This is a genomic window from Echinicola salinicaeni (genome assembly GCF_014280965.1).
Lineage (GTDB): Bacteria > Bacteroidota > Bacteroidia > Cytophagales > Cyclobacteriaceae > Echinicola > Echinicola salinicaeni.
The window spans coordinates 1-21,985 of the sequence record NZ_JACODZ010000017.1 but is presented as its reverse complement, the minus strand read 5'-3'; the positions used below and the strand labels follow the sequence as shown (position 1 = coordinate 21,985).

13 protein-coding genes and 1 tRNA gene are annotated in these 21,985 nt (G+C 39.8%); 6 read left to right on the top strand and 8 right to left on the bottom strand.

Features of this window, described 5'->3' with window-relative positions; translation table 11 throughout:
- Positions 1–1,071 precede the first annotated feature (1,071 nt).
- A complete protein-coding gene (locus tag H7U17_RS20455) occupies positions 1,072–1,575 on the top strand; it encodes a UpxY family transcription antiterminator (protein WP_186758757.1) in 504 nt (167 codons plus the stop codon).
- A gap of 590 nt (positions 1,576–2,165) precedes the next feature.
- On the opposite strand, the gene H7U17_RS20450 is transcribed toward H7U17_RS20455, so the two are convergent.
- From H7U17_RS20450 to H7U17_RS20440, 3 genes are all read right to left on the bottom strand, one after another.
- The gene (locus H7U17_RS20450) at positions 2,166–2,534 is read right to left on the bottom strand and encodes a hypothetical protein (protein WP_186758756.1); all 369 of its coding nucleotides are present in this window, start codon (positions 2,532–2,534) and stop codon (positions 2,166–2,168) included.
- 7 nt (positions 2,535–2,541) lie between these two features.
- Positions 2,542–4,971, bottom strand: coding sequence for a penicillin acylase family protein (locus H7U17_RS20445; protein WP_186758755.1), 2,430 nt, complete (start codon positions 4,969–4,971; stop codon positions 2,542–2,544).
- Positions 4,972–5,182: 211 nt separating this feature from the next.
- The gene (locus H7U17_RS20440; protein WP_186758754.1) at positions 5,183–5,758 is read right to left on the bottom strand and encodes a DUF2911 domain-containing protein; all 576 of its coding nucleotides are present in this window, start codon (positions 5,756–5,758) and stop codon (positions 5,183–5,185) included.
- Positions 5,759–6,018: 260 nt separating this feature from the next.
- On the opposite strand from H7U17_RS20440, the gene H7U17_RS20435 reads away from it, so the two are divergent.
- The 3 genes from H7U17_RS20435 to H7U17_RS20425 all read left to right on the top strand — a co-directional run bounded on the left by H7U17_RS20435 (position 6,019) and on the right by H7U17_RS20425 (position 9,767).
- Positions 6,019–7,092: an endonuclease/exonuclease/phosphatase family protein gene (locus tag H7U17_RS20435; protein WP_186758753.1), complete on the top strand. Its 1,074-nt coding sequence runs from the start codon at positions 6,019–6,021 to the stop codon at positions 7,090–7,092.
- A 199-nt stretch (positions 7,093–7,291) separates the two neighbouring features.
- Entirely contained in the window at positions 7,292–9,055 is a 1,764-nt protein-coding gene (locus H7U17_RS20430) for a M1 family metallopeptidase (protein WP_394353731.1), read from the top strand.
- A 295-nt stretch (positions 9,056–9,350) separates the two neighbouring features.
- On the top strand, positions 9,351–9,767 hold the full coding sequence (locus H7U17_RS20425) for a lipocalin family protein (protein ID WP_186758751.1): 417 nt from the start codon (positions 9,351–9,353) through the stop codon (positions 9,765–9,767).
- A gap of 437 nt (positions 9,768–10,204) precedes the next feature.
- Here the strand turns inward: H7U17_RS20425 and H7U17_RS20420 are convergent, their stop codons facing one another.
- From H7U17_RS20420 to H7U17_RS20405, 4 genes are read right to left on the bottom strand one after another with little or no spacing between them, the layout of a single operon-like run.
- A complete protein-coding gene (locus H7U17_RS20420) occupies positions 10,205–13,609 on the bottom strand; it encodes an efflux RND transporter permease subunit (protein WP_186758750.1) in 3,405 nt (1,134 codons plus the stop codon).
- A 2-nt stretch (positions 13,610–13,611) separates the two neighbouring features.
- The gene (locus H7U17_RS20415) at positions 13,612–14,775 is read right to left on the bottom strand and encodes an efflux RND transporter periplasmic adaptor subunit (RefSeq protein ID WP_230981521.1); all 1,164 of its coding nucleotides are present in this window, start codon (positions 14,773–14,775) and stop codon (positions 13,612–13,614) included.
- Positions 14,772–16,127, bottom strand: a complete 1,356-nt coding sequence (locus H7U17_RS20410; protein WP_186758749.1) for a TolC family protein — start codon at positions 16,125–16,127, stop codon at positions 14,772–14,774. Before H7U17_RS20410 ends, H7U17_RS20415 begins: the two co-directional genes overlap by 4 nt.
- 3 nt (positions 16,128–16,130) lie before the next feature.
- Positions 16,131–16,736 carry a TetR/AcrR family transcriptional regulator gene (locus tag H7U17_RS20405; protein WP_186758748.1) on the bottom strand — a complete coding sequence of 202 codons (606 nt, stop codon included), beginning with the start codon at positions 16,734–16,736 and terminating at the stop codon, positions 16,131–16,133.
- 636 nt (positions 16,737–17,372) lie between these two features.
- Between H7U17_RS20405 and purL the strand changes: the two genes are divergently transcribed.
- Positions 17,373–21,059 (top strand): phosphoribosylformylglycinamidine synthase, encoded by a 3,687-nt coding sequence (gene purL / locus H7U17_RS20400; protein ID WP_186758747.1) that lies wholly within the window; start codon positions 17,373–17,375, stop codon positions 21,057–21,059.
- Between the two features lie 161 nt (positions 21,060–21,220).
- A tRNA-Gln gene (locus H7U17_RS20395) sits at positions 21,221–21,293 on the top strand.
- Here H7U17_RS20395 and H7U17_RS20390 read toward each other — a convergent pair.
- Positions 21,259–21,985: zinc ribbon domain-containing protein (locus H7U17_RS20390; RefSeq protein WP_222439259.1), on the bottom strand; the 727-nt coding region annotated here is incomplete at its 5' end. The two genes, H7U17_RS20395 and H7U17_RS20390, sit on opposite strands and share 35 nt — an antisense overlap.

Below are 21,985 nucleotides of genomic sequence, written 5' to 3'. Positions count from 1 at the left end.
CCTTGAATAGTCCCTATCTTAACCCCTTATAATATCGGAAAGCTTTACCCTCAATTGAGGCATAAAATCCTTTTATAGCATATATTAAATTGAAGTTTCATTCACTCCATCTGTACAAAGCCCTCTTTAAATTAATTTACTCTAAAACCATCAATTCCATCCTTGCAACTTCCCTATTAAACCATTAAAACAGCCCTGAAGGGGCTAAATATTATTAACCCCGGGTTCATCCCGGGGCCAGGAACAACTTAGTTGAGCGCTTTAGCCGCAAAGCCTGCCAATTGTGCAAATTAATTCCCGCTAAAGCACAAGCCTCCCTGAATAGTCCCTATCTTAAGCCCTTATAATATCGGAAAGCTTTACTCTCAATTGAGGCATAAAATCCTTCTATTGCATATATTAAATTGAAGTTTCATTCACTCCATGTGTACAATGCCCTCTTTAAATTAATTCACTTTAAAACCATCAATTCCATCCTTGCGACTTCCCTATTAAACCTTTAAACAGCCCTGAAGGGGCTAAATATTATTAACCCCGGGTTCATCCCGGGGCAAAGAACACCATAATTGAGCGCTTTAGCCGCAAAGCCTGCCAATTGTGCAAATTAATTCCCGCTAAAGCACAAGCCTCCCTTGAATAGTCCCTATCTTAACCCCTTATAATATCGGAAAGCTTTACCCTCAATTGAGGCATAAAATCCTTTTATAGCATATATTAAATTGAAGTTTCATTCACTCCATCTGTACAAAGCCCTCTTTAAATTAATTTACTCTAAAACCATCAATTCCATCCTTGCAACTTCCCTATTAAACCATTAAAACAGCCCTGAAGGGGCTAAATATTATTAACCCCGGGTTCATCCCGGGGCCAGGAACAACTTAGTTGAGCGCTTTAGCCGCAAAGCCTGCTAATTGTGCAAATTAATTCCCGCTAAAGCACAAGCCTCCCTAAACAACTATTCCCCTAGAACTTTAAGAAATTGAATACCAATTATAAGTCAATAAAGGACCTAAAAAATCTTTCCAAAACAACCTAATATTATGTACTTTTGCCTTTTCAAAATACGGAGATATGAATTCAGAAAGGAACTGGTTTGTGATGTATACGGCCCCAAGGGCTGAAAAAAAAGTAGCAAAGAGGCTAGAAGAAAACAATATTGAAGTATACCTACCTATCATAGAGGAAGTCAGACAATGGAGTGACCGGAAAAAGAAGGTACAGCGTCCGCTTTTCAATGGCTATATTTTTGTAAAGATCGAACATAATAGGCTCTGGGAAGCCCTTCAGGTTCAGGGAGCAGTGAAATTTGTCAACTTTTCAGGGACCCATGCCCGAGTGCGAGAAGATGAAATTGAAGCCATCAAAAGAATTGTAAATACTGGCGTAGCTGTAGAAGTGGACAGCTCAGAAATCCAAGAAGGAGAAAAAGTCAAAATCCTAGGTGGCCCATTACAAGGTTTTGAAGGAGAATGCATCCAAAAAGGCAACCAAGATTACTTTATTATCCGTGTCCCTAGTATCCATCAAACGGTGATGGTCAATGTACCAAGAAAATTCTTGGAAGTAATTTCATAGCTTTTTTCAAAATCCAAAAACAGAAACAACCTTAAATAAATAAAACTCAATGGCCTTATCGGTTTTCCCGATTAAAAGCTTAATATCCTTAATCCCTTCATACCTTAATGGTTCTCTTTTTAACAATCAATAACTGAACAACCTTAATGGTTTACTTACCACAAAGAACTGCATCGTCAAAACAGGCATCCTTTCCTCGAATAAATAGAAACAAAAACACTTAATATCCTTAACTCCTTTATGATTCAAATATTACAATCAAAAACTAAATGACCTTCCCCCCATAATGCCTTAATGGTTCAAATTTTAAGATCAAAACTTAATGGTCTTAACTCCTTAATGCCTTAATGGTTCTCTTTTTTTATAATCGAATACTAAATGACCTTATCCCCCTAATGACTTAATCTTTTTCCGATCAATCCTTAATTACCTTCCCCCCATAATGCCTTAATGGTTCAAATTTTAAGATCAAAACTTAATGGTCTTAACTCCTTAATGCCTTAATGTTGATTCCTTCAACAACCGGTAAGACACATACACACCTTATAATCACCACACTATCAAATCACCCCGCCAATTATAAACGCTCCTTATCGAAAATAATAAGGCTTCTTTTTTTCAAACAACTTTCTAAAACTATTACCAGTCAAGGCGCTAAACCCTCCAATCACAAAACCAATCAAACCTGTCAAAGCCATTACCACCCCTCTTCCTCCCAGCTGCATGATTTCACCCATCATTTCAGGCAAAGGTGATCCGGTGTTAAGGCTAATCCAAACACTTTGTCCAAACCAGGCCAAACCTACACCCAATGCGGCCGAAAAAAACTTAAGTGTTCCATCTCCTCCAATAACGGCTCCCAATATGGCCCATACCACCATCATAAGCCAATAACCTAAAAAGTGGCCCAAAATCATGGTAATCAATGCATAGGCAATTACATATATTACAAACTTCATCTTATTATTATTTAGGGGTCATTTTAGTAGAAAACAATAAACCTCCAGTTTGATCTTCATTCCTTAATCCAAAATCAAGATACTTTCCTTCTGCCCAAATCGGGATCATATTATCATAAAATTTGCTACCAGGATTACCTGACTGTCCTCCAGGATATACACCAAAAGCCTTCACTTCATCCCCTAACTCCACTACCATTCTCCAACTGGCACCATGCCTACTGCTGGTGGCATTTATGATGCTTTTCCCTCCTCCTGTTTCAATATTTTTGCGACTAAAAGCTGAAAAATTCGGAACTAAATGCAATATGCTAGTCCCTTTATAGCGATACCAATTTAAATCCTCTTCCTTTTCAATCAATGCACCCCATTCATCCACTGCCTCATAAAAAGTACTTTCAATATGGTCACTGGCCGTTTCAATCCTGTCTCTTGTAGCCCCAATATCAAAAATGGTATCATTGGGAGCTTCTATCAAAAATTTGGCTGTTCGGTAATTATCGGGTAACACGATATCCCCATTAATTTTCGATAATTTCTGCCATACACTGCTCCTCAACTTACCCCACCATAAATCAAATATCACTGGTGCCGTTTTCTGTGGATCTGCATAAAAATCCCATTGAGACAAAGTATCTATCAACGCTTTTGCAGGGCTTTCAAATACCTGACTGCTATCTGCTGTCAAATAATTGAGCATTACAGGAAGCACCTCCGCCGCATGCAAATTATAATCATCAAACTGCAACTCCTTCATATCCTCCACCGTGATGTTTTCCATTTCCATTAATCTGGAATTTATCCTTCTGTTTCTATATTCCTCAAAACTGTTGTCAAACACATAATAAGGATAATCGGGACCTACTGAATATTGGTTGGCAGAGCTTACAAAGCCCCTCACTGGATTTAATGTCGCCGGATTTTGTTCATTTGGAATGTATCCGCTCCATTCAAACCGGGCATCATTACCATCCATAAGGTATTTGCCCTGTTCTGGCCATTTAAGGGGGAATTTCCCCTGTACCTTCATAGCAATATCTCCCTCTCTACTAGCAAAGACAAAGTTCTGCGCTGGAGAAGTAAAACTGTTCAGGGCTGCAATAAAGTCCCCGTGGTTTTTCGCTCTATTCAATCCCAAAAAAGTTTTTTGTTCATTCGATCCATCCAGAGCAGTCCATTTAAGAGCAAAATTAACCTTTTGCTTATTGGGCATAAAACTATGGTCGTACACTACCGGACCATAATGGGTATAAACCACTGTATCCACAAAGGCAGAATCTCCCTGTACGGCAATCTCCTCTATTCGATGGGTACTCTGAATCCACTGATCATTATAGCGGTATTCAAGCCTATGTTCATCCTTAAATTCTATGGAATACCAATCTCTTACATCCCTGGTAGCATTGGTCACTCCCCATGCTATATCTTCATTAAACCCACTGATTATCCCTAATGCCCCGGGTAATGAAGCCCCTTTGACTTTGAATTCTGGCGTACTCAATTGAAGCGCAAACCAAAGGCTGGGCAGGTTCAATCCCAAATGTGGATCATTGGCCAAGATGGGATTTCCACTTTGTGTCTTTGTTCCAGACACGGCCCAATTATTAGACCCGACACCTGGTTCTGGATCAGGTATTGGATCATGTAATATGGAAAAATCAGGATAGGCCAAACCTTCAGGTTTAAGCACTTCTAAAGGAGTGAAATCCCACTTTTTATTCATCTCAATTACCGGATCATTATCTTCCGGATAATCGGGAAAAAGCTTATCCATCCCAGCTTCACCTAATGCTTTACGGAGATTGCTAAATTCTATATCCTTGTCCCCTACTAACATATCGGCCATATATTTTAACAAAAGGACCGTTTTATATGGTGTCCAAGCCTCCGGACGGTAGTCTAAAATCTTATATTCTACAGGCAATTCCCCCAAATCCATTTGATTGATATACTGGTTCACTCCGGAGGCATAAGCTTCAATTAGTGATAAAGTCTCTGGATCATTGGCTTTTATATATTCCAAGCCTGCTTCAGCCGCATAGCCCAGCCCCTTTCTTCTTTGCATACGATCAAATTCTAAAGCCACTGGCCCCACAATTTCTGAAATACGACCAGCTGCCGCCCTAGTTTGAAACTCCATTTGCCATAATCTGTGCCTTGCAGTAACATACCCCTGGGCCATCATCAGGTCATGCTCATTTTGGGCAAAAATATGTGGGATAAGATTTTCATCATAGTTGATGCTTACCGCTGCCTTTAGCCCGCTGATTTTTACCGACTTTTCAATATCCTCATCCTCACTATAGGAATTTTGCCAAAATCCATGATACGGATCCAATAGATAGCCCAAAGGTGGTACAGGACCAAGCTTCACGGAAAGACCTACAGCCAAGATCAAAGTAAAAATAAATACAATTAAAAAGCCGAAGTATTTCATAGTTTGTAGCACTAATTGAGGTTCGAGTTGATCCTTACCCTATGATTGTTTTTTATGAATAATACACTTTCCTATGTATATACACAAACAATTCTAATATAAACTTCTTTTTGACAGTTTTCCATCAAATCAACCTATAAAGTTGAAATATTAAAACATTAAAAAAGCCCTAAGTCCATGACTTAAGGCTTTCTCTTGATGATTTAATTTCTCATTTAATCTCTATTGGCAATAAAAGCTTTTCCCACCTGATCACCAAGCCAGGTTCTTCAACGGTGATTTTCAGTTGCTCCTGATTTTCTTCAAGCCATTGTGGACTTACTTGAACGCGCAACACGTCTTTCTCTTCCTTATATTGATAATGACCATGTTCTAAATTCCACTCTGAATTGAAAATCACCGTCCAATCTCCTTCTTTTTCAGGTATGGTAAATAAAGAATATTTTCCTGCTGCCAATGGCTGCCCCTGCACGACTACATCTTCCGGAAGTTCTATATAAGTAGCTTCATTTGCTCCAGTCCTCCACACTTCTCCATATGCTTCCAAATCTCCCCAAATCACTCGTCCCTTGACAGATGGGGCTCCATATTGTATACTTACCTTTTTATCCCCTATCATGCCCTCATCTTTTTTCAAAGGACTTGCCCTTTCTTCCTCTTCCATTGCCATCTCCTCCATATCTCCCATACCATTCGACTCTTTACTATCCTCCTTTGCTCCACAACTGACCAAAAAGACACTAATCAATGCAAACAGCGTTAAAAATAAAGTATTAGACTTTTTCATAATATGAGTTATCGTTGATTTTAAACGAATTTAAACATTTTTTGAAATTCTTAACCCAATACCAAAAAGAATTCATTTTGCATCCCTAATTAACACCCTATTACTCATCAATAAAACTTCATCGGGACAACAATATAAACTGAGATCAATTTGGGCTATACTGAAAAAACTTGCACCAAAATTGCTTATCCATGCGTTCAAATGTTTGTTATTCACTTAATCATCCCCTATTTTCGCTAACATTTAAGTGTCTCTAGACTATGCGATATCTGGTATTTCTGTTTTTTTCAGTATCTATCATACTCTTCTTCTGTGTCAATATTTCGCCAGAAGTATTGCCCTATGCAGGACTTGTACCGGTATTGATTCCATTATTACTGTTGCTAAACATTGTTCTACTTATCATTTTGGTCATTGGTAAGAGAAAAACATTCATCTTTCCGCTCATAGCCATCCTACTGGGCTGGAAATTCTTTGGCATTACTTTTCAGATGAATGAAAAACACGACGCCAGTGTTGGACTCACGGTCATGAGTTATAATACGCATATGTTTACTTATGAAAAGTACAAAGCAAATGACCCGAAAGCCCCCTCAAATATATATAACTGGATCAGAGAGCAGGATGTTGATGTCATGGGCTTTCAAGAATTCTTCCAGGATCATACCACTCCTGCCAGAAATGCCATAAAAATGATCAGCAATGAGGGAAAATATCACTATTCTACCCAAACTGTGGGAGGAAGAACTGGGAAAAGATTTTATGGGCTGGCCATCTTTTCCAAATATCCCATCATCAATGAGGGTAAAATATTCGAAAACAAAAAAAACAACGGGGCCATGTTTGTGGACCTCAAAGTAGACAAGGACACCATTAGGGTTTATAATGTCCATTTGGAATCAATGAGTATACCCGCTGATCAACTGGATAATATAGATGGTATTAAGGAAAATTATAAAGAGACATGGAGACGCCTCAATAAAGGAATGGTCAGCAGAGCCAGTCAAGTAGATGTCCTGAGAGAGCATATCAGCCTTAGCCCTTACCCGGTTATATTAATGGGAGATTTTAATGATGTACCATACAGCTATACCTATTTCACCCTTAGGTCAATTTTAGAAAACTCCTTTGAGTCAGTAGGCAGAGGCTTTGGCTTTACCTTCAACAGGGTTCTGTTTTTTCTTAGAATAGATAATATCTTTTATTCCAAATCACTTACCCCCTTACAGTTTAATACGCTACAGGAAGTGGATTATTCAGACCACTACCCCATTAAAGCGACCTTTAGTAAGGTCCCCCTCATCAACCCAAACATTGGCGAAAAGTCAGAATAAGCGCTATTTCAGTTCAACATACTCCCAATCTTAAACCTTTGATAAGCGGTTTAGGTCTTTTTTAGTTTTTATTTTACTTTTGAGAAAATTTATAACTATGAGATTATTTTTGTTAACTGCTTTGGTGGGTAGTTGCTGCCTTTCCCTTCTAAAGGTAAATGCGCAAACCACCAGATGGCAACAAGCCGTAAAATATGAAATGGACGTCGAAATGGACGTCGAAAAAAACCAGTACGAAGGGGAACAGCTACTGGCCTATACCAATAATTCCCCAGATACACTCTATAAAGTTTTTTACCATCTTTATTATAACGCATTTCAGCCTAACTCCATGATGGACATCAGGTCTAGAACCATTGAAGATCCTGATGGCAGGGTAAAAGACAGAATTTCAAAACTAACTCCCGACGAAATCGGCTACCTCAAGGTCCATTCCTTAAAAATGAATGGCAAAAAGCTGGATTTCGAACATGTAGGCACCATCCTAGAAGTAGAACTTAAGGAACCTATCCTTCCAAATACAACGGTAAATTTTGAAATGGATTTTGAAGGACAAGTGCCTTTGCAAATCAGAAGAGCAGGCAGGGACAATAAAGAAGGTGTTCGTTATTCTATGTCACAATGGTATCCCAAAATGGCCAATTACGATGATCAAGGCTGGCATGCCAACCCTTATATTGGCAGGGAATTTTATGGAATATGGGGTGATTTTGATGTAAAAATCACCATTGACAAATCCTATATCCTCGGAGGAACAGGCTACCTTCAAAACCCCGAAGAAATAGGACATGGCTATGAAAGTGAAGGGCAAAAGGTCAAGCAGTCTAGAGGTAAAAACTTAACCTGGCATTTTAAAGCTCCCATGGTTCATGACTTTATGTGGGCTGCAGACCCCAAATACACCCACGATAAGATTGAAATGGACAATGGAATCACCATCCACCATCTCTATATCAAAAACAGCAAAACAGCCAATAACTGGGAAAAGCTAAAAGAATACACACCAAAGGCCATGGAATACCTCAGCGAACATTTTGGACAGTATCCTTATAAGCAATACTCGGTAATCCAAGGTGGTGATGGCGGCATGGAATACCCTATGTCTACCTTGATCACTGGTGAAAGAACCTTGCCTAGTTTGGTGGGGGTAATGGTCCATGAAATGGCTCACAGTTGGTTCCAAGGAGTCCTAGGATCAAATGAAGCACTTTACCCATGGATGGACGAAGGATTTACCACTTTCGCTACCAATAAAACCATGGCTAATATTTTTTCTGAAACTCCTTCTGAATTCCCTCAAAGAGGATCTTATGCTGGCTATGAAAGATTGGCCAAATCTGGTAAAGAAGAACCAATGACTACCCATTCGGATCATTACCACAGCAATTACGCCTACGGATCTGCTGCTTATTCCAAAGGGGCTGTATTCCTGGCCCAATTGGGTTATATCATCGGTGAGGAAAACCGGGACAAGGGCATGTTGACCTATTTTAATGACTGGAAATTCAAACATCCAAAAACCAACGATGTCATTCGAGTGATGGAAAAACAAAGTGGCCTGGAACTGGACTGGTATAAGGAATACTGGGTAAACAGTACAAAATCCATTGATTATGCCGTCAAATCTGTTGAAGATGGTGATAAAAATACCCACATCACACTGCAAAGAAATGGCTTAATGCCAATGCCAGTCGATTTGGTGATCACCTATCAGGATGGATCTAAGGAAATGGTTTATCTGCCGTTGGTTATCCAAAGAGGCAACAAACCAGAGGAAAATGGAATGCCAAAAAGGATTAAAACCCAGCGGTGGCCTTGGACCAATATCACAACAGAAGTGATCCTAGAAAAAGATATTAACGATATAAAAAGTATAGAAATTGACCCGAGCCAAAGGATGGCAGACATCAACCGGGAAAACAATACTTTCATGATCGAAAATTCGACTGAAGAAATACAATAAAATTAAGGGGCTGTCTCATTTATCTATTTATTCTCTCATTCTGACGACAGGAAGAATCTCAAAAAAATTTGAGGCAGCCTCTTTTCATCTCTTTCCTTCAAACATTTTTATCCCCATCCAGGAAAGAAGTCAACTTTTCCTCCTACAAATTGGATAGCCAAACATTGATATATTTTCATATCTAATCCGGCCTTTCTCTTTTATCCCTTTTGATTAAACTAAGATTATTGTATCGTTATAAGCTTTCTTTTCGTCTAGAATAAAACTTACTTCAAACTTTTTAACTAAAACAATCATGAAACTTATATACTTTATTCTGCTAACACTCATTTTCTCCAGCTGTAATATTATTGGGGGAGAAAGTTCATATCAGAAAAATCCTCAGGGGCTGCCCGGAACTTGGGAAGCGGTTGAACGAACTTATAGCTATGGGGGCCCACCGGTTACTGAGGAAATAGAAAATGGACATAGAATATCCTTTAAAAATGATGGCAGCTTTTCTGCAACAGAGGCTTTCACCTGCAATTCTGGCTCCTATACTTTAGCTGCCGATGAACTTACCTTCACCTATGCCTGTGAAGATCTCGGTGAAAATCAAATTAATCCTTTCACCTATACCGTGATTTTTGAAAAGGATTATATGATCTTAAACCCCAAGACCCGTGTATGTATTGAAGGTTGTTCGGTGAAGTACAAAAAACTCGAAGATTAATTATTTTCTTTATCGAGGATTTAATTATGGATCAAGCAATATTTCTGGGGAATAGTTATTTGTTTTTATTCAACGAGTGTTAAGAGTGACACAAAGGAAGACTTATATTGATTTGCAATTTCTTCTTCATCTTCCTATTGTAAACCCAATACCACTTGAGGCTCAGCCTCAAGTTTTCGGTGTATCTGGGCACAGCCCTTGGCACAACATTCCGTACCTTTGCTTTGTCAAGCCTTTGTCTTGATTCTTGGCTCTTTTCTCTAATCTGATACCAAACTTTTTGATAAAAGATGCCATTTTCCAGTCCCCAACTTTTACGCTTGATCCGACATGACTCAAAGTCATGCGCCATAGGTAAAAAATAAAAACCTCTGGGACAACGCCCCAGAGGTTTTAACACTTAAAAAACCACCAACCTTTAAATAAATCTACATAAACTATTTTTTGCGAATAGCTATATTGATCTTATCTGCCAATAAATACATGACAGGTACTATTACTAACGTTAAAAAGGTAGCAAAGGTTAACCCAAATATCACAGTCCATGCCATCGGACCCCAAAAATCTGCATTATCCCCTCCTACATAAAACTGCGGATCGAATGAAGACAGCAATGTAAAGAAATTAATATTCATCCCTATCGCCATTGGAATCAAGCCCAGAATGGTCGTAATGGCCGTTAATAGCACCGGTCTCAAACGAGTCTTACCCCCTTCTACAATACTTCCCACCACATCTGAATACGGTAAATGTTCATCCGGTCCCAACTGCAATTCAGCCCTCTTTCTCTTCCTAACCAAATTGGTATAATCAATCAATACAATGGCATTGTTCACCACTACCCCAGCTAGGGAAATAATCCCGATACCTGTCATGATCACTACGAAATCCATATTGAAAATGGACAGACCCAAGAATACCCCAATGGTACTTAATAACACAGAACACATAATGATAAATGGTGTCATCAATGAGTTAAACTGTGCTACGATAATCAGGAATATTGCTGCAACGGCAATGATCATGGCATTCATCAAAAAGGCCATCGATTTTGCTTGCTCTTCCTGCTCACCTGTAAACTTAATATCAATATCATCAGGCAATTCATAATCTGCCAATAAGGTCCTAATGCTTTGGTTGATTTCATTGGCATTATATCCCTCCTCAACATTGGAATAAATGGTAATCACTTTGTCCAAATCCTTACGCTTCACGGAACCATAGGTAGAACTGTATTCCAAATTGGCCACTGAGGTGATAGGGATTTGTTTTTTATTACCAAACTTATCCATAAAGTAGATTTTCTTATTGATCAAGGCGTCTACATCATAGCGAAATTCATCTGACAATCTCAACTCAATCGGATAATCATCCTCCCCTTCTTTATACTTGGAAACCTCCAAGCCAAACAAAGCGGTACGCAACTCATTCGCAATGGTATAAGTGGATAGGCCAAACCTTCTTGCCTTCTCTCTATCTATATTGACGATCAACTCAGGCTTACCTGTCTCCAAATCCATCTTAAGTTCTTCGATACCTCTTATACCAGATGCATTGATAAAGGAACGAATCTTTTCTACCTCACTGACAAGGCTTTCATAGTTTTCACCACTCACCTCAATATTAATTGGTTTACCTACAGGAGGACCGTTTTGTTCCTTATCCACGGTAATCTGAACCCCAGGGTACTTGGCCATCGCCTCACGCAAATCCTGCATGATATCCGAAGTATTTTTGCCATTTCTATATTGGAATTCCACAAAGCTGACCGTCAACATGGCCTTATGAGGCGTTACCCCCATACTTGGACCTTCAGATGGATCACTGGTACCTTCTCCTACCTGAGCAATAAAAGCCTCCACGATATCCTTATGAGGTTCAATCAAGTCCAAGACCTCATCCTCTACCTTCTTACTGAAACTATTGGTCGCCTCTATATCAGTACCAATAGGATATTCAATAAAAATATTAACATAATTAGGGTCACTGCTAGGGAAAAACTCTACCTGTGGCGCTCTGATCTTAAGTAAGACTAAAGAAAATATCAATACCCCAAACATCCCAAAGAAGAAAAGATATGGCTTTTTACCATCCAGAGCATACTTAAGCGTCCCTTCATACAGCTCTTCTAGCTTCACCAAGAAATCAGTCTGGAACCACTTGATAGCCTTTTTCATAAATAAAGCATTCATCAAAGTAATGATAGTAGCTAACAGCAAGATATTCGCCACCACGAATATTCCTGCCAAATAACATATCACAGCAATGGTCAAGAAAATCCCTGCAATAGCAAAAGACCTTCTTTTGGGCTTAACCCTATCCAAATCCTGAATTTTCATAAACATAGAGGTCACCACAGGATTGATCACCAAGCCTACAAATAATGAGGAAGACAAGACAATGATCAAAGTAATAGGCAAATACTTCATGAACTCACCCATGATACCTTGCCAAAATGCCAATGGAATAAAGGCTGCTACCGTTGTTGCAGTAGAAGTAATAATTGGCCAAGCTACCTCTCCAACACCTTCCTTCGCTGCTACAATCGGAGACTTTCCTTCCTGCATCAACCTATAGATATTCTCCACGACCACGATACCATTATCCACCAACATACCCAATGCTAGGATCATGGAGAACAATACCATCATGTTCAGTGTCACCCCAAAGGCATTTAATATCATAAATGAAATGAACATAGATAGAGGAATCGCAACCCCCACAAATAGTGCATTTCTAAAGCCTAGGAAGAACATCAAAACAGTAATCACCAAAATCACACCTGAAATGATACTGTTTTCCAAATTGGAAACCATACTTCTGGTAAACTTGGATTGGTCATTGGTAATACTGACTTTCAAGTCTGAAGGAAAACGATTGGCCTTGGCCTCTTCGATAATTTCCTTGATCTTATCACTGGCATCCAAAAGATTTTCCCCTCCTCTTTTCACCACATTAATGGTTACTACTGGAAGTTTTGATGCCCTGGCATAACTCTCTCTCTCTTTATAGGTATCGCGGATATTCGCAACATCCTTGAGGTAAACAATATTACCACCTTCACTTTTGACGATAATATTATTCAGTTCCATAGGGTCCGAGAACTCTCCTGTAATCCTTAGTGCCCTTCTAAAATCACCACTCAGGATATTCCCTCCCGAAATCGTCACGTTTTCAGAAGAAATGGCATCTGAGATATCACTAAAGCTCACCTTCATCGCCTCCATCTTATAGAGGTCAGCATCTACCCTGATTTCTCTCTCAATGGTCCCGGTTAAATCCGCTTTGGAGATTTCCGGTAAGCCTTCTATTTCATCTTCCAGGTACTCCCCATACTTTTTCAGTTCTTCTTGGGAATAATTCCCTGAAAGGTTCACAAACATGATAGGCATTTCCGAAAAATCCATCTCGAAAATATTAGGATCTTGATCCAGGTCTGTGGGCAATTCACTTTTCGATTTATCTACCGCATCCTTTACATCCTGAAGTGCCCTGGAGATATCCACATTGGGATTAAATTCTATGATAATGGTAGAATAATCCTGAATTGAAGTGGAATTGATCTTTTTGACATCCTTGAGAGACTTTAGTTCTTTCTCTATGGGCCTCGTGATCAAGTTCTCCATATCCACCGGAGAGTTCCCAGGATAACTGGTCCCCACATACACAGTGGGGATAACGATCTCAGGATAACTTTCCTTTGGCATCGTAGTATAGGCATTCAAGCCCATAAACGTAATGATCAGGGCAAGGATGATCACACTGGTCTTATTATCTACCGAAAGGGAGGACAGACCAAATTCCCTGGTTACTTTCTTTTTATTTCCTTGTTGATCTGACATAATTATTCTTCAACAATTTCCAATTTAGAACCTACTGATACTTCTCTGAAGCCTTTATCTACTAAAGCCTCGCCACCTGAAAGCCCTTCTTTAACCTCTGTTTTCTTTCCAAAGGACTTACCCTTCTCAATGTACTTTTTGTCCGCCTCTCCTTGGTTAACCACATATACAAATTCACCTTTATTATCACGCTGGATAAGATTCGTCGGAACGGTCACTGTGGCCTTGCTTTCATAATCTTTAATTTTAAGCACAGCCACCATATTTGGTTTTACATGATCTGCTTTTGGAAGGTTCACTTCCACCTTGAAAGTCCTGTTATTAGGATTAATGATAGCACCGATTGCAGTCACCTTGCTCTCAAATTCCCTGTCCAAAGAAGGAAAATAAACATCAACGGAATCACCTTTATCCAATACGCCTACATAGGCTTCTGAAATTTCACCTTCTATATAAAGGTCACTTTCTCCTACAAAGTTGATCAAAGGCATACCGGGCTGAACCAATTCTCCCAAGCGCACCATCAATGACTCCACCGTCCCAGTATATGGGGCGGTAATGGTTGCTTTGCTTTTTTGCGTCTTGAGGGACTTTAAGTTTTTCTCCAAGGTCTCCTTCCTGTTTTTACTTTCCAGGAATTGTACCTCTGTACCTATTTCCTTATCCCAAAGACGCTTTTGCTTTTCATATAAAATTGTCGCCAACTCCAATTGTTTTTCAAGCTCATCGATACTGTTTTCTATGGACTCGCCATCCACGACCATCAATACCTCACCTTTACTAACCCTCATCCCTTCACTCACAGGAATTTCCTCGATTCTTCCGGAAACCTCTGCACTGATATTCACATTTTTCTTGGAAAGGACTGAACCGGTTACCTCTACGAAATGCTCAAAATCTTCATTCTGAGAGCGCGTAGTCGTTACCAAAATGGATTTTCTATTACTCATTGCAAAAGCAGTATCTTCCTCAGCTATTTCCTGCTCCAGGTTTTTAATTTCACCCTTTAGATCTTGGTAAGCTGTCTTTAATTCTGCTAGATGTTCTTTTTTTTCAGCAAGATCCATCTCCTGTTCGCCACAGGAAAAAGCAAGTAAAGTCGATGCTGACAGTAATAATTTGGAAAAGGTCTTCATATCTTTATTTAGGTAATAGTATTTTTTCATCTTAAAATTCCCAATGCTTTTTCAAGATCTACCTTTGAGATCAAGGCGTCATATAATGCACTGTAATAATTGATTTCAGCCTCCACAAGTTGAGAGTCTGCTTCCACGACCTCAAGGTTTGATCCTACACCCTCTGAGTATTTGATCCGGCTGATATTATATACTTCACTGGCCAACTCCATATTTTCTCTTTGGACTTCCAGTGTTTTCAGGTTATTCCTTAAATTGGTCCTTGCCTGAAAACGCTCCACTTCGATATTATCATCAAGCATAACCATCTGATTTTCGATCTGCTGCAGCTGGATGCGGTTTTGCTGGATCCGCTTGGCTTTGGCCAAACCATCAAAAATTGGCACATTCAATGAAAGGCCTATAAAAGCCCCTGTAAACCAGTTCTCTTTATCCCATAGGGTATTAAACTGCTGCCCTGCACCGTTCCTCTGGTAAGTAAAGTTGGCATTCAGGCTGGGTAAGTATTGTACATGATTATTTTTAAGGTCAAGTTTGACCAATTCCCAGTTGGTCTTCAGCTGGTCCATTTCCACCCTTCGATATCCATTATTATCCAATAAGTCCTGGATCTGCTGGGGCTGGTTCAAATCCCTCAAACTTTCCTCCATCCTGATCTCATATTCAAGGGGAAGCCCCATCTGGATTTTCAAAAGCTGCTTACTGATCTCAGTAGCTGCATTGATCTTATCTACCTCGGTACTGATATTATTGTACTGAACCTTTACCCGAGAAACCTCTATCTTTTCGGCAAAACCTTCCTCGTACAATGCAGTAGTCTCTTGTAGAAGCGTATCGATCCTCGCCAAGTTTGCTTGAGCAAGTTGCTGTCGTTCCTTATTGACCAATACCGTAAAAAAGGCCTTTTTTACATTTTCGATGACGTCATTTTCTGTCTTTTCTTTATCAAACTCGCTGAGCTGTCTGTAAGTACGCGCAGCCTTCAGTCCCACAAAATAAGACCCGTCAAAAATCATCTGACTGACCGTTACTGATAGCCCACTCTGGTAATTTACTCCCAGTGTGATCGGCAATACATCTGAGGGGTTGTCAGGATCTGCAAAAGGTCCTTCATTCGGAACAAACATGGTTGGAACCGCAATGTTCTTGGTAAAATCAAAACCACCATTGACCTGGGGCAATCCCTGAGCCACCTGCTCTCCAACCGATGCTTTTGAAGCATAAGTTTCCAGCAAAGCATTCTTGGCATCGGGGTTGTTTTCCAAAGCGTACTGAACGCTTTCTTCTAAAGTTAACTCCAACACTTCCTGAGCCGATACGCTACCTGCCATCAGACAGATAAAAAAGACGCCAAAAAGGGGAAATCTTGTTATTAAACGCATGAATTAGTCCTGATTATTGATTTTGTAAAATAGTTCTCGTCCTTTATCGGTAAGTATGCCATGGATAAAATGGTCCATTACCGTCATTTGTATGTCTAAAATATTATATTCTGAAGGAGAAAATCTGCTCGGATCAAAAATGCCCGAAATTTGATCCATCCTTATCAATGCCAGTATATCTGCATTGATCTCACTTCTAAAATATCCCTTTTCCTTACCACTATTGATCACCTCTGTGATGGTTCTAACTGCGCAATTATTCCTAAAGTCCTGAAACAGTTTCCAAGACTCTGGATAATACCGCTGTATTTCACTAAATACCAAGGGGTTGATTTTGGCAAATCTTGACCTGATATACTTCGATATCAGAACAAAATGCTCAATAGGACAACTCACCTCACTGTGAAGGGCCTCAAAAAAGGCCTGATCATTATCCATACTTCTTTTGAAGGATTCATATACCAAGCGGCCTTTATCATCAAATTCCTGATATATGGTCTTTTTAGATACACCTGCAGCTCTGGCAATATCATCCATCGTCACATACCTTACCCCCAATTGAGTAAATTGTTCGTTTGCTACATCAAGTATTTTATCTCTAGTCTCCAAGTCAAACTGGCTTTTTTATTGTTCCATGCAAAACTCTGGAAACTTTAAGGAATATCAAAGTTTCCAGAGTTTTATTTTATTTGACTTCATTTTTTTCACAAAAACCCTACAACAATTAATTAACCCCTGATTTTCACCAAGTTAATATTAAAACTCAATTTCAATTGTATTGTTACCGAACAGAACTTGTTCAAAACCGATCATGAAATTCAAAGAACATTAATCATCTTAACCTATTCCACTCACTATTTCCCGAATACTAAAACAAAATTAAAAAAGCAGCCTCCAAACTATAATTATTTAATGTTATTTTTTTGATATTACACACAGATCGGATACAAATTGATTTATTCATACATGATTCAACCCCTTAAGCCCCCTACACCATATAACTTATTGAAATCTGATTACGGTAATCACCCCACAAAACCCAACACCACAGACCATCCCAAAACCAAACAAGCTAAATATCCAAATCAATTAATTAGTCTGCACTTTTTGCTTATTAGCAAGTTCCCAACAGCTAATTATTTCACAAAGCATAAAAAAACCATTCCCAAATAAAATTTAATTTATTCTTTTCGAGCATTTGTGTACCTTTGCTCCTTAATTTATGGTCATCCAATAAACACGGACATGATTCTCTTTTTCCAATCCTCACAAAAGAATACCATCTACGCTTTAGAAGCCAACCAACCTGTTGCTCCTGCTGACCTTGAAAAGCTCTCCTGGCTATTTGGAGAAGCCCATCAGCTAAGCCAGGAAAAAGTGGAAGGCAAATATGCAGGCCCCAGAAAAGAAATGATCACCCCTTGGTCTACCAATGCAGTAGAAATTGCTGCCAATATGGGCATCCCAGGTATCATTAGAATTGAAGAATTCACCCTTCAGGGAGAAAACAGCAGCATAGACCCAATGCTACAAGCCAGTTATGACGGCCTTGATCAGCACATCTTCACGATTGACCTTCAACCTCAGGAAGTAATATCCATTACCGATATTAAATCCTATAATGAGAAAGAAGGGCTTGCGCTTAGTGAGGAGGAAATCGAATACTTGGAAGGGGTAAGCAAGAGCTTGAACAGACCTTTAACAGACAGTGAGGTATTTGGCTTCAGCCAAGTAAACTCTGAGCACTGTAGACATAAAATCTTCAACGGCACCTTTATTATAGATGGAGAGGAAAAAGAAAACACCCTTTTCCAATTGATCAAAAAGACTTCCGTTAAGCATCCAAATAAAATCGTTTCGGCTTATAAGGACAATGTAGCCTTTGTCAAAGGACCTAAAGCACAACAGTTTGCTCCAAAATCACAGGACAAGGCAGACTTCTTCCAGCCTGAAACCATTGACACGGTATTATCATTAAAAGCAGAAACACATAATTTCCCAACTACTGTTGAGCCTTTCAATGGCGCCGCTACAGGTTCTGGTGGAGAAATCAGGGATAGACTGGCAGGTGGAACTGCCTCGATCCCATTGGCAGGAACTGCCGTATATATGACTTCTTACTCCAGAAGTGAAGCTGGTAGAAGCTGGGAAAAAGACCTTAAAGAAAGAAATTGGCTATACCAAACACCAATGGATATCCTGATCAAAGCTTCCAATGGAGCCAGTGATTTTGGAAACAAATTTGGCCAACCTTTAATCTCTGGTAGTGTGCTTACCTTCGAACATGAAGAAGCCGACAAACAATATGGCTTTGACAAGGTGATCATGTTGGCAGGTGGTATTGGATTTACCAGAGAGAATTATAGCCTCAAAAACACCCCGGTAAAAGGCAATAAAGTAGTCATCATGGGTGGTGACAACTACCGCATCGGAATGGGGGGTAGTGCTGTATCATCCGTAAATACCGGAGAATTCAGCAATTCCATCGAATTGAATGCCATCCAGCGTTCTAACCCAGAAATGCAAAAAAGGGTAGCCAATGTCATCCGTGCCATGGCAGAAAATGACCACAACCCTATTATCTCCATTCACGATCATGGCGCTGGTGGTCACCTTAATTGTCTTTCTGAATTGGTAGAAGAAACTGGGGGAACCATTGATATAGACAAATTACCTGTAGGTGACCCTACTCTGTCTGCCAAGGAAATCATTGGAAATGAATCCCAAGAAAGAATGGGCTTGGTGATTGGCGAAAAGGATGTAGACACCTTACAGAAAATCTCAGAACGTGAACGTGCTCCATTCTATGTGGTTGGTGAGACCACAGGAGACATGCACTTCAAGTTTGAAAATATGAAAACTGGTGAGAAGCCTGTGGATTGGAATTTATCCCACATGTTTGGCAGCTCTCCAAAGACCATTCTTACTGATAAGAAAAGCCAAAGCAATTTCTCTGAGCCGGTTTATCAAAATGCCGAGCTTGGAAAATACATCAAAGAAGTACTCCAATTGGAAGCGGTTGCCTGTAAAGACTGGCTGACCAATAAGGTCGACAGATCTGTAACAGGCCGAGTGGCTACTCAGCAAACTACTGGAGAAATTCAAGTTCCATTAAACAACGTGGCTGTCATGGCCATGGACTATACAGGAACCAAAGGTATTGCCACTTCTATTGGGCATGCCCCAGTGGCCGCACTAGCCAATCCTGAAGCCGGTTCCAAATTGGCTATTGCCGAGGCATTGACCAATTTAATATGGGCCCCAATCGAGGATGGATTGAGTGGAGTTTCCTTAAGTGCCAACTGGATGTGGCCGGCCAAAAATGAAGGCGAAAATGACCGTCTTTATAGAGCTGTTGAGGCAGTAAGTGATTTTGCCATCGACTTGGGCATTAATATCCCAACTGGCAAGGATTCCCTTTCCATGACGCAGAAATATCCTGATGGCAAGACGGTATACTCTCCAGGTACTGTGATCATCTCCAGTGTTGGAGAATGTACTGACATTCGCAAAACAGTTACACCTGATTTAAAACCTGTGGAAGGTACTAAGTTGATCTATATTGACTTCTCCAAAGACACAGCCCAATTGGGTGGAAGTAGCTTTGCCCAAGTAGTCAATAAGGTGGGCAACACCCCTCCTACTGTAAAAGACAGCACCTATTTTGCTAAAGCTTTTGCAGCGGTTCAGCAATTGATTGAAAAAGGTGATATCCTCGCAGGACATGATATCTCTTCAGGCGGTTTGATTACCGTGCTATTGGAAATGGCTTTCCCTACTTTAAAATGTGGATTGAAAGTTCAGCCAGACCAATTGGAAGAAAAAGACTTGGTAAAAGCACTATTCAGTGAAAACCCAGGAGTGGTTCTTCAAGTTAAAGACCATGCGAAGGTAGCACAGGAACTTGAGGCAGCTGGAATCACCTTTAAGGACATTGCCACTGTTACTCTTGACGGCAAGGTTGAGTTGGAAGGTGTTCAACTAAGCTTGGATGTAGCTGAACACAGAGATACTTGGTTCAAATCTTCCTTCTTATTAGACCAAAAACAAAGTGGAGCCAAATTGGCAAAAGATCGCTTTGACAATTATAAAAACCAAGCTCTCTCCTTCTCTTTTGCTAAAGACTGGGAAGGCTCATTTGATGCCTTTAAGCTTAATCCATATAGAAAAGGATCCACAGGCACAAAGGCAGCCATTATCCGTGAAAAAGGGGTAAATGGAGACCGTGAAATGGCTTACTCATTATGGTTAGCAGGATTTGATGTCAAGGATGTTCATATGACAGATTTGATCTCAGGCAGGGAAAACCTTGAAGATGTCAATATGATCGTCTTTGTAGGTGGATTCTCCAATTCCGATGTTCTTGGTTCAGCCAAGGGATGGGCTGGAGCCTTCCTTTATAACGAAAAAGCCAAGACTGCATTGGACAACTTCTATGCACGCCCTGACACCTTAAGCCTAGGAGTTTGTAATGGTTGTCAGCTAATGGTTGAACTAGGACTGATCAACCGTCAGCATGATGTGAAGCCTAAAATGCTGCACAATGAAAGCCATAAATTCGAATCATCTTTTGTGAATGTAGATATCCCTGAAAATAACACGGTAATGTTTGGCTCTCTTGCTGGGCAAAGATTAGGTGTGTGGGTAGCCCATGGTGAAGGTAAGTTCTCTTTGCCTAAGGAAAAAGAAGCATATAATATAGGCATGACTTATAGCTATGAAGCCTATCCAGGAAATCCAAATGGCTCTGACTATGCAGTAGCTGGTTTGGCTTCTCAGGATGGAAGGCATTTGGCCATCATGCCGCACATCGAGCGTGCCTTGTTCCCTTGGAACTGGCCAAGCTATCCTTCAAACAGAAAAGATGAGGAAATCAGTCCATGGGTTGAGGCATTTGTCAATGCCAAAAACTGGGTCACCTCGCATCAATAAGCATAAAGGCTTTGTAAGTCCTTTGAAAAGTTTTTCAACTGAAATCAAGGGACTTACAAAAAAGTCTTCAAAAAAGTTTTAAAGGGGGTTTGCATTAAAGAAAAAAGCCCCTACATTTGTACCACAATTAAGGCAAACGAGGTCTTAAACACACAAAATACTGACCCATGGTGTAACTGGCAACACGTCTGATTTTGGTTCAGAAGAGTCTAGGTTCGAGCCCTAGTGGGTCAACAACTCGGTCCAAAGTTGATTTTTTCGACTTTGGACTTATTTTTTTATAGACTATCATACTGTTAATCTGATAAATAGCTAGAAAGAATCCTTTTACCCGAGCGGTTCGATGTTGCTTACCGTAAAAAACGATGTTTTCGGGGAAGATCGAATCAATTATCTTTCTTCTAATTCCCAAATCAGCAGTATCAAAAAGTAGATCAAGACTCTCAGCCATTTCAAGGGCCTTTTTGACTTTTTCTGGAATATCTTGGGTAATGATTGATTCGATTTTTGTCCCTTTGGCTTCCAAGCGCTCTATCTCCTCTTCACAACTTCTTTTTACCATTCGATAATCCTCAATATCCAGTTTTTCATCAATGTACAAATCCCTGATTTTGGAAATCTTTTGTTCCAGCTTTTCTATGGCTGATTTCAGCTTTCTTTTTTCGCTCAGGTCAATTTTATTTTCGCTTAAAAAAGCTTGATTAAAGACCATTTCGAATAAGTCTATCATACCCTTTTTGGGCTTGTATTTCGATAGGAATTTTCTGAAAGAGGTATTTACATCCTTGGCCTTAAACCTCACACCACATTTTGATGTACAGTGGTAATAATGATAATATTGGTTCCTACCTTTTGAAGCACTTGCTGTCAGGTTCCTGCTGCATTTAGGACATTTTAAGAAACCTCTTAAAGGAATCTCTTCTGGA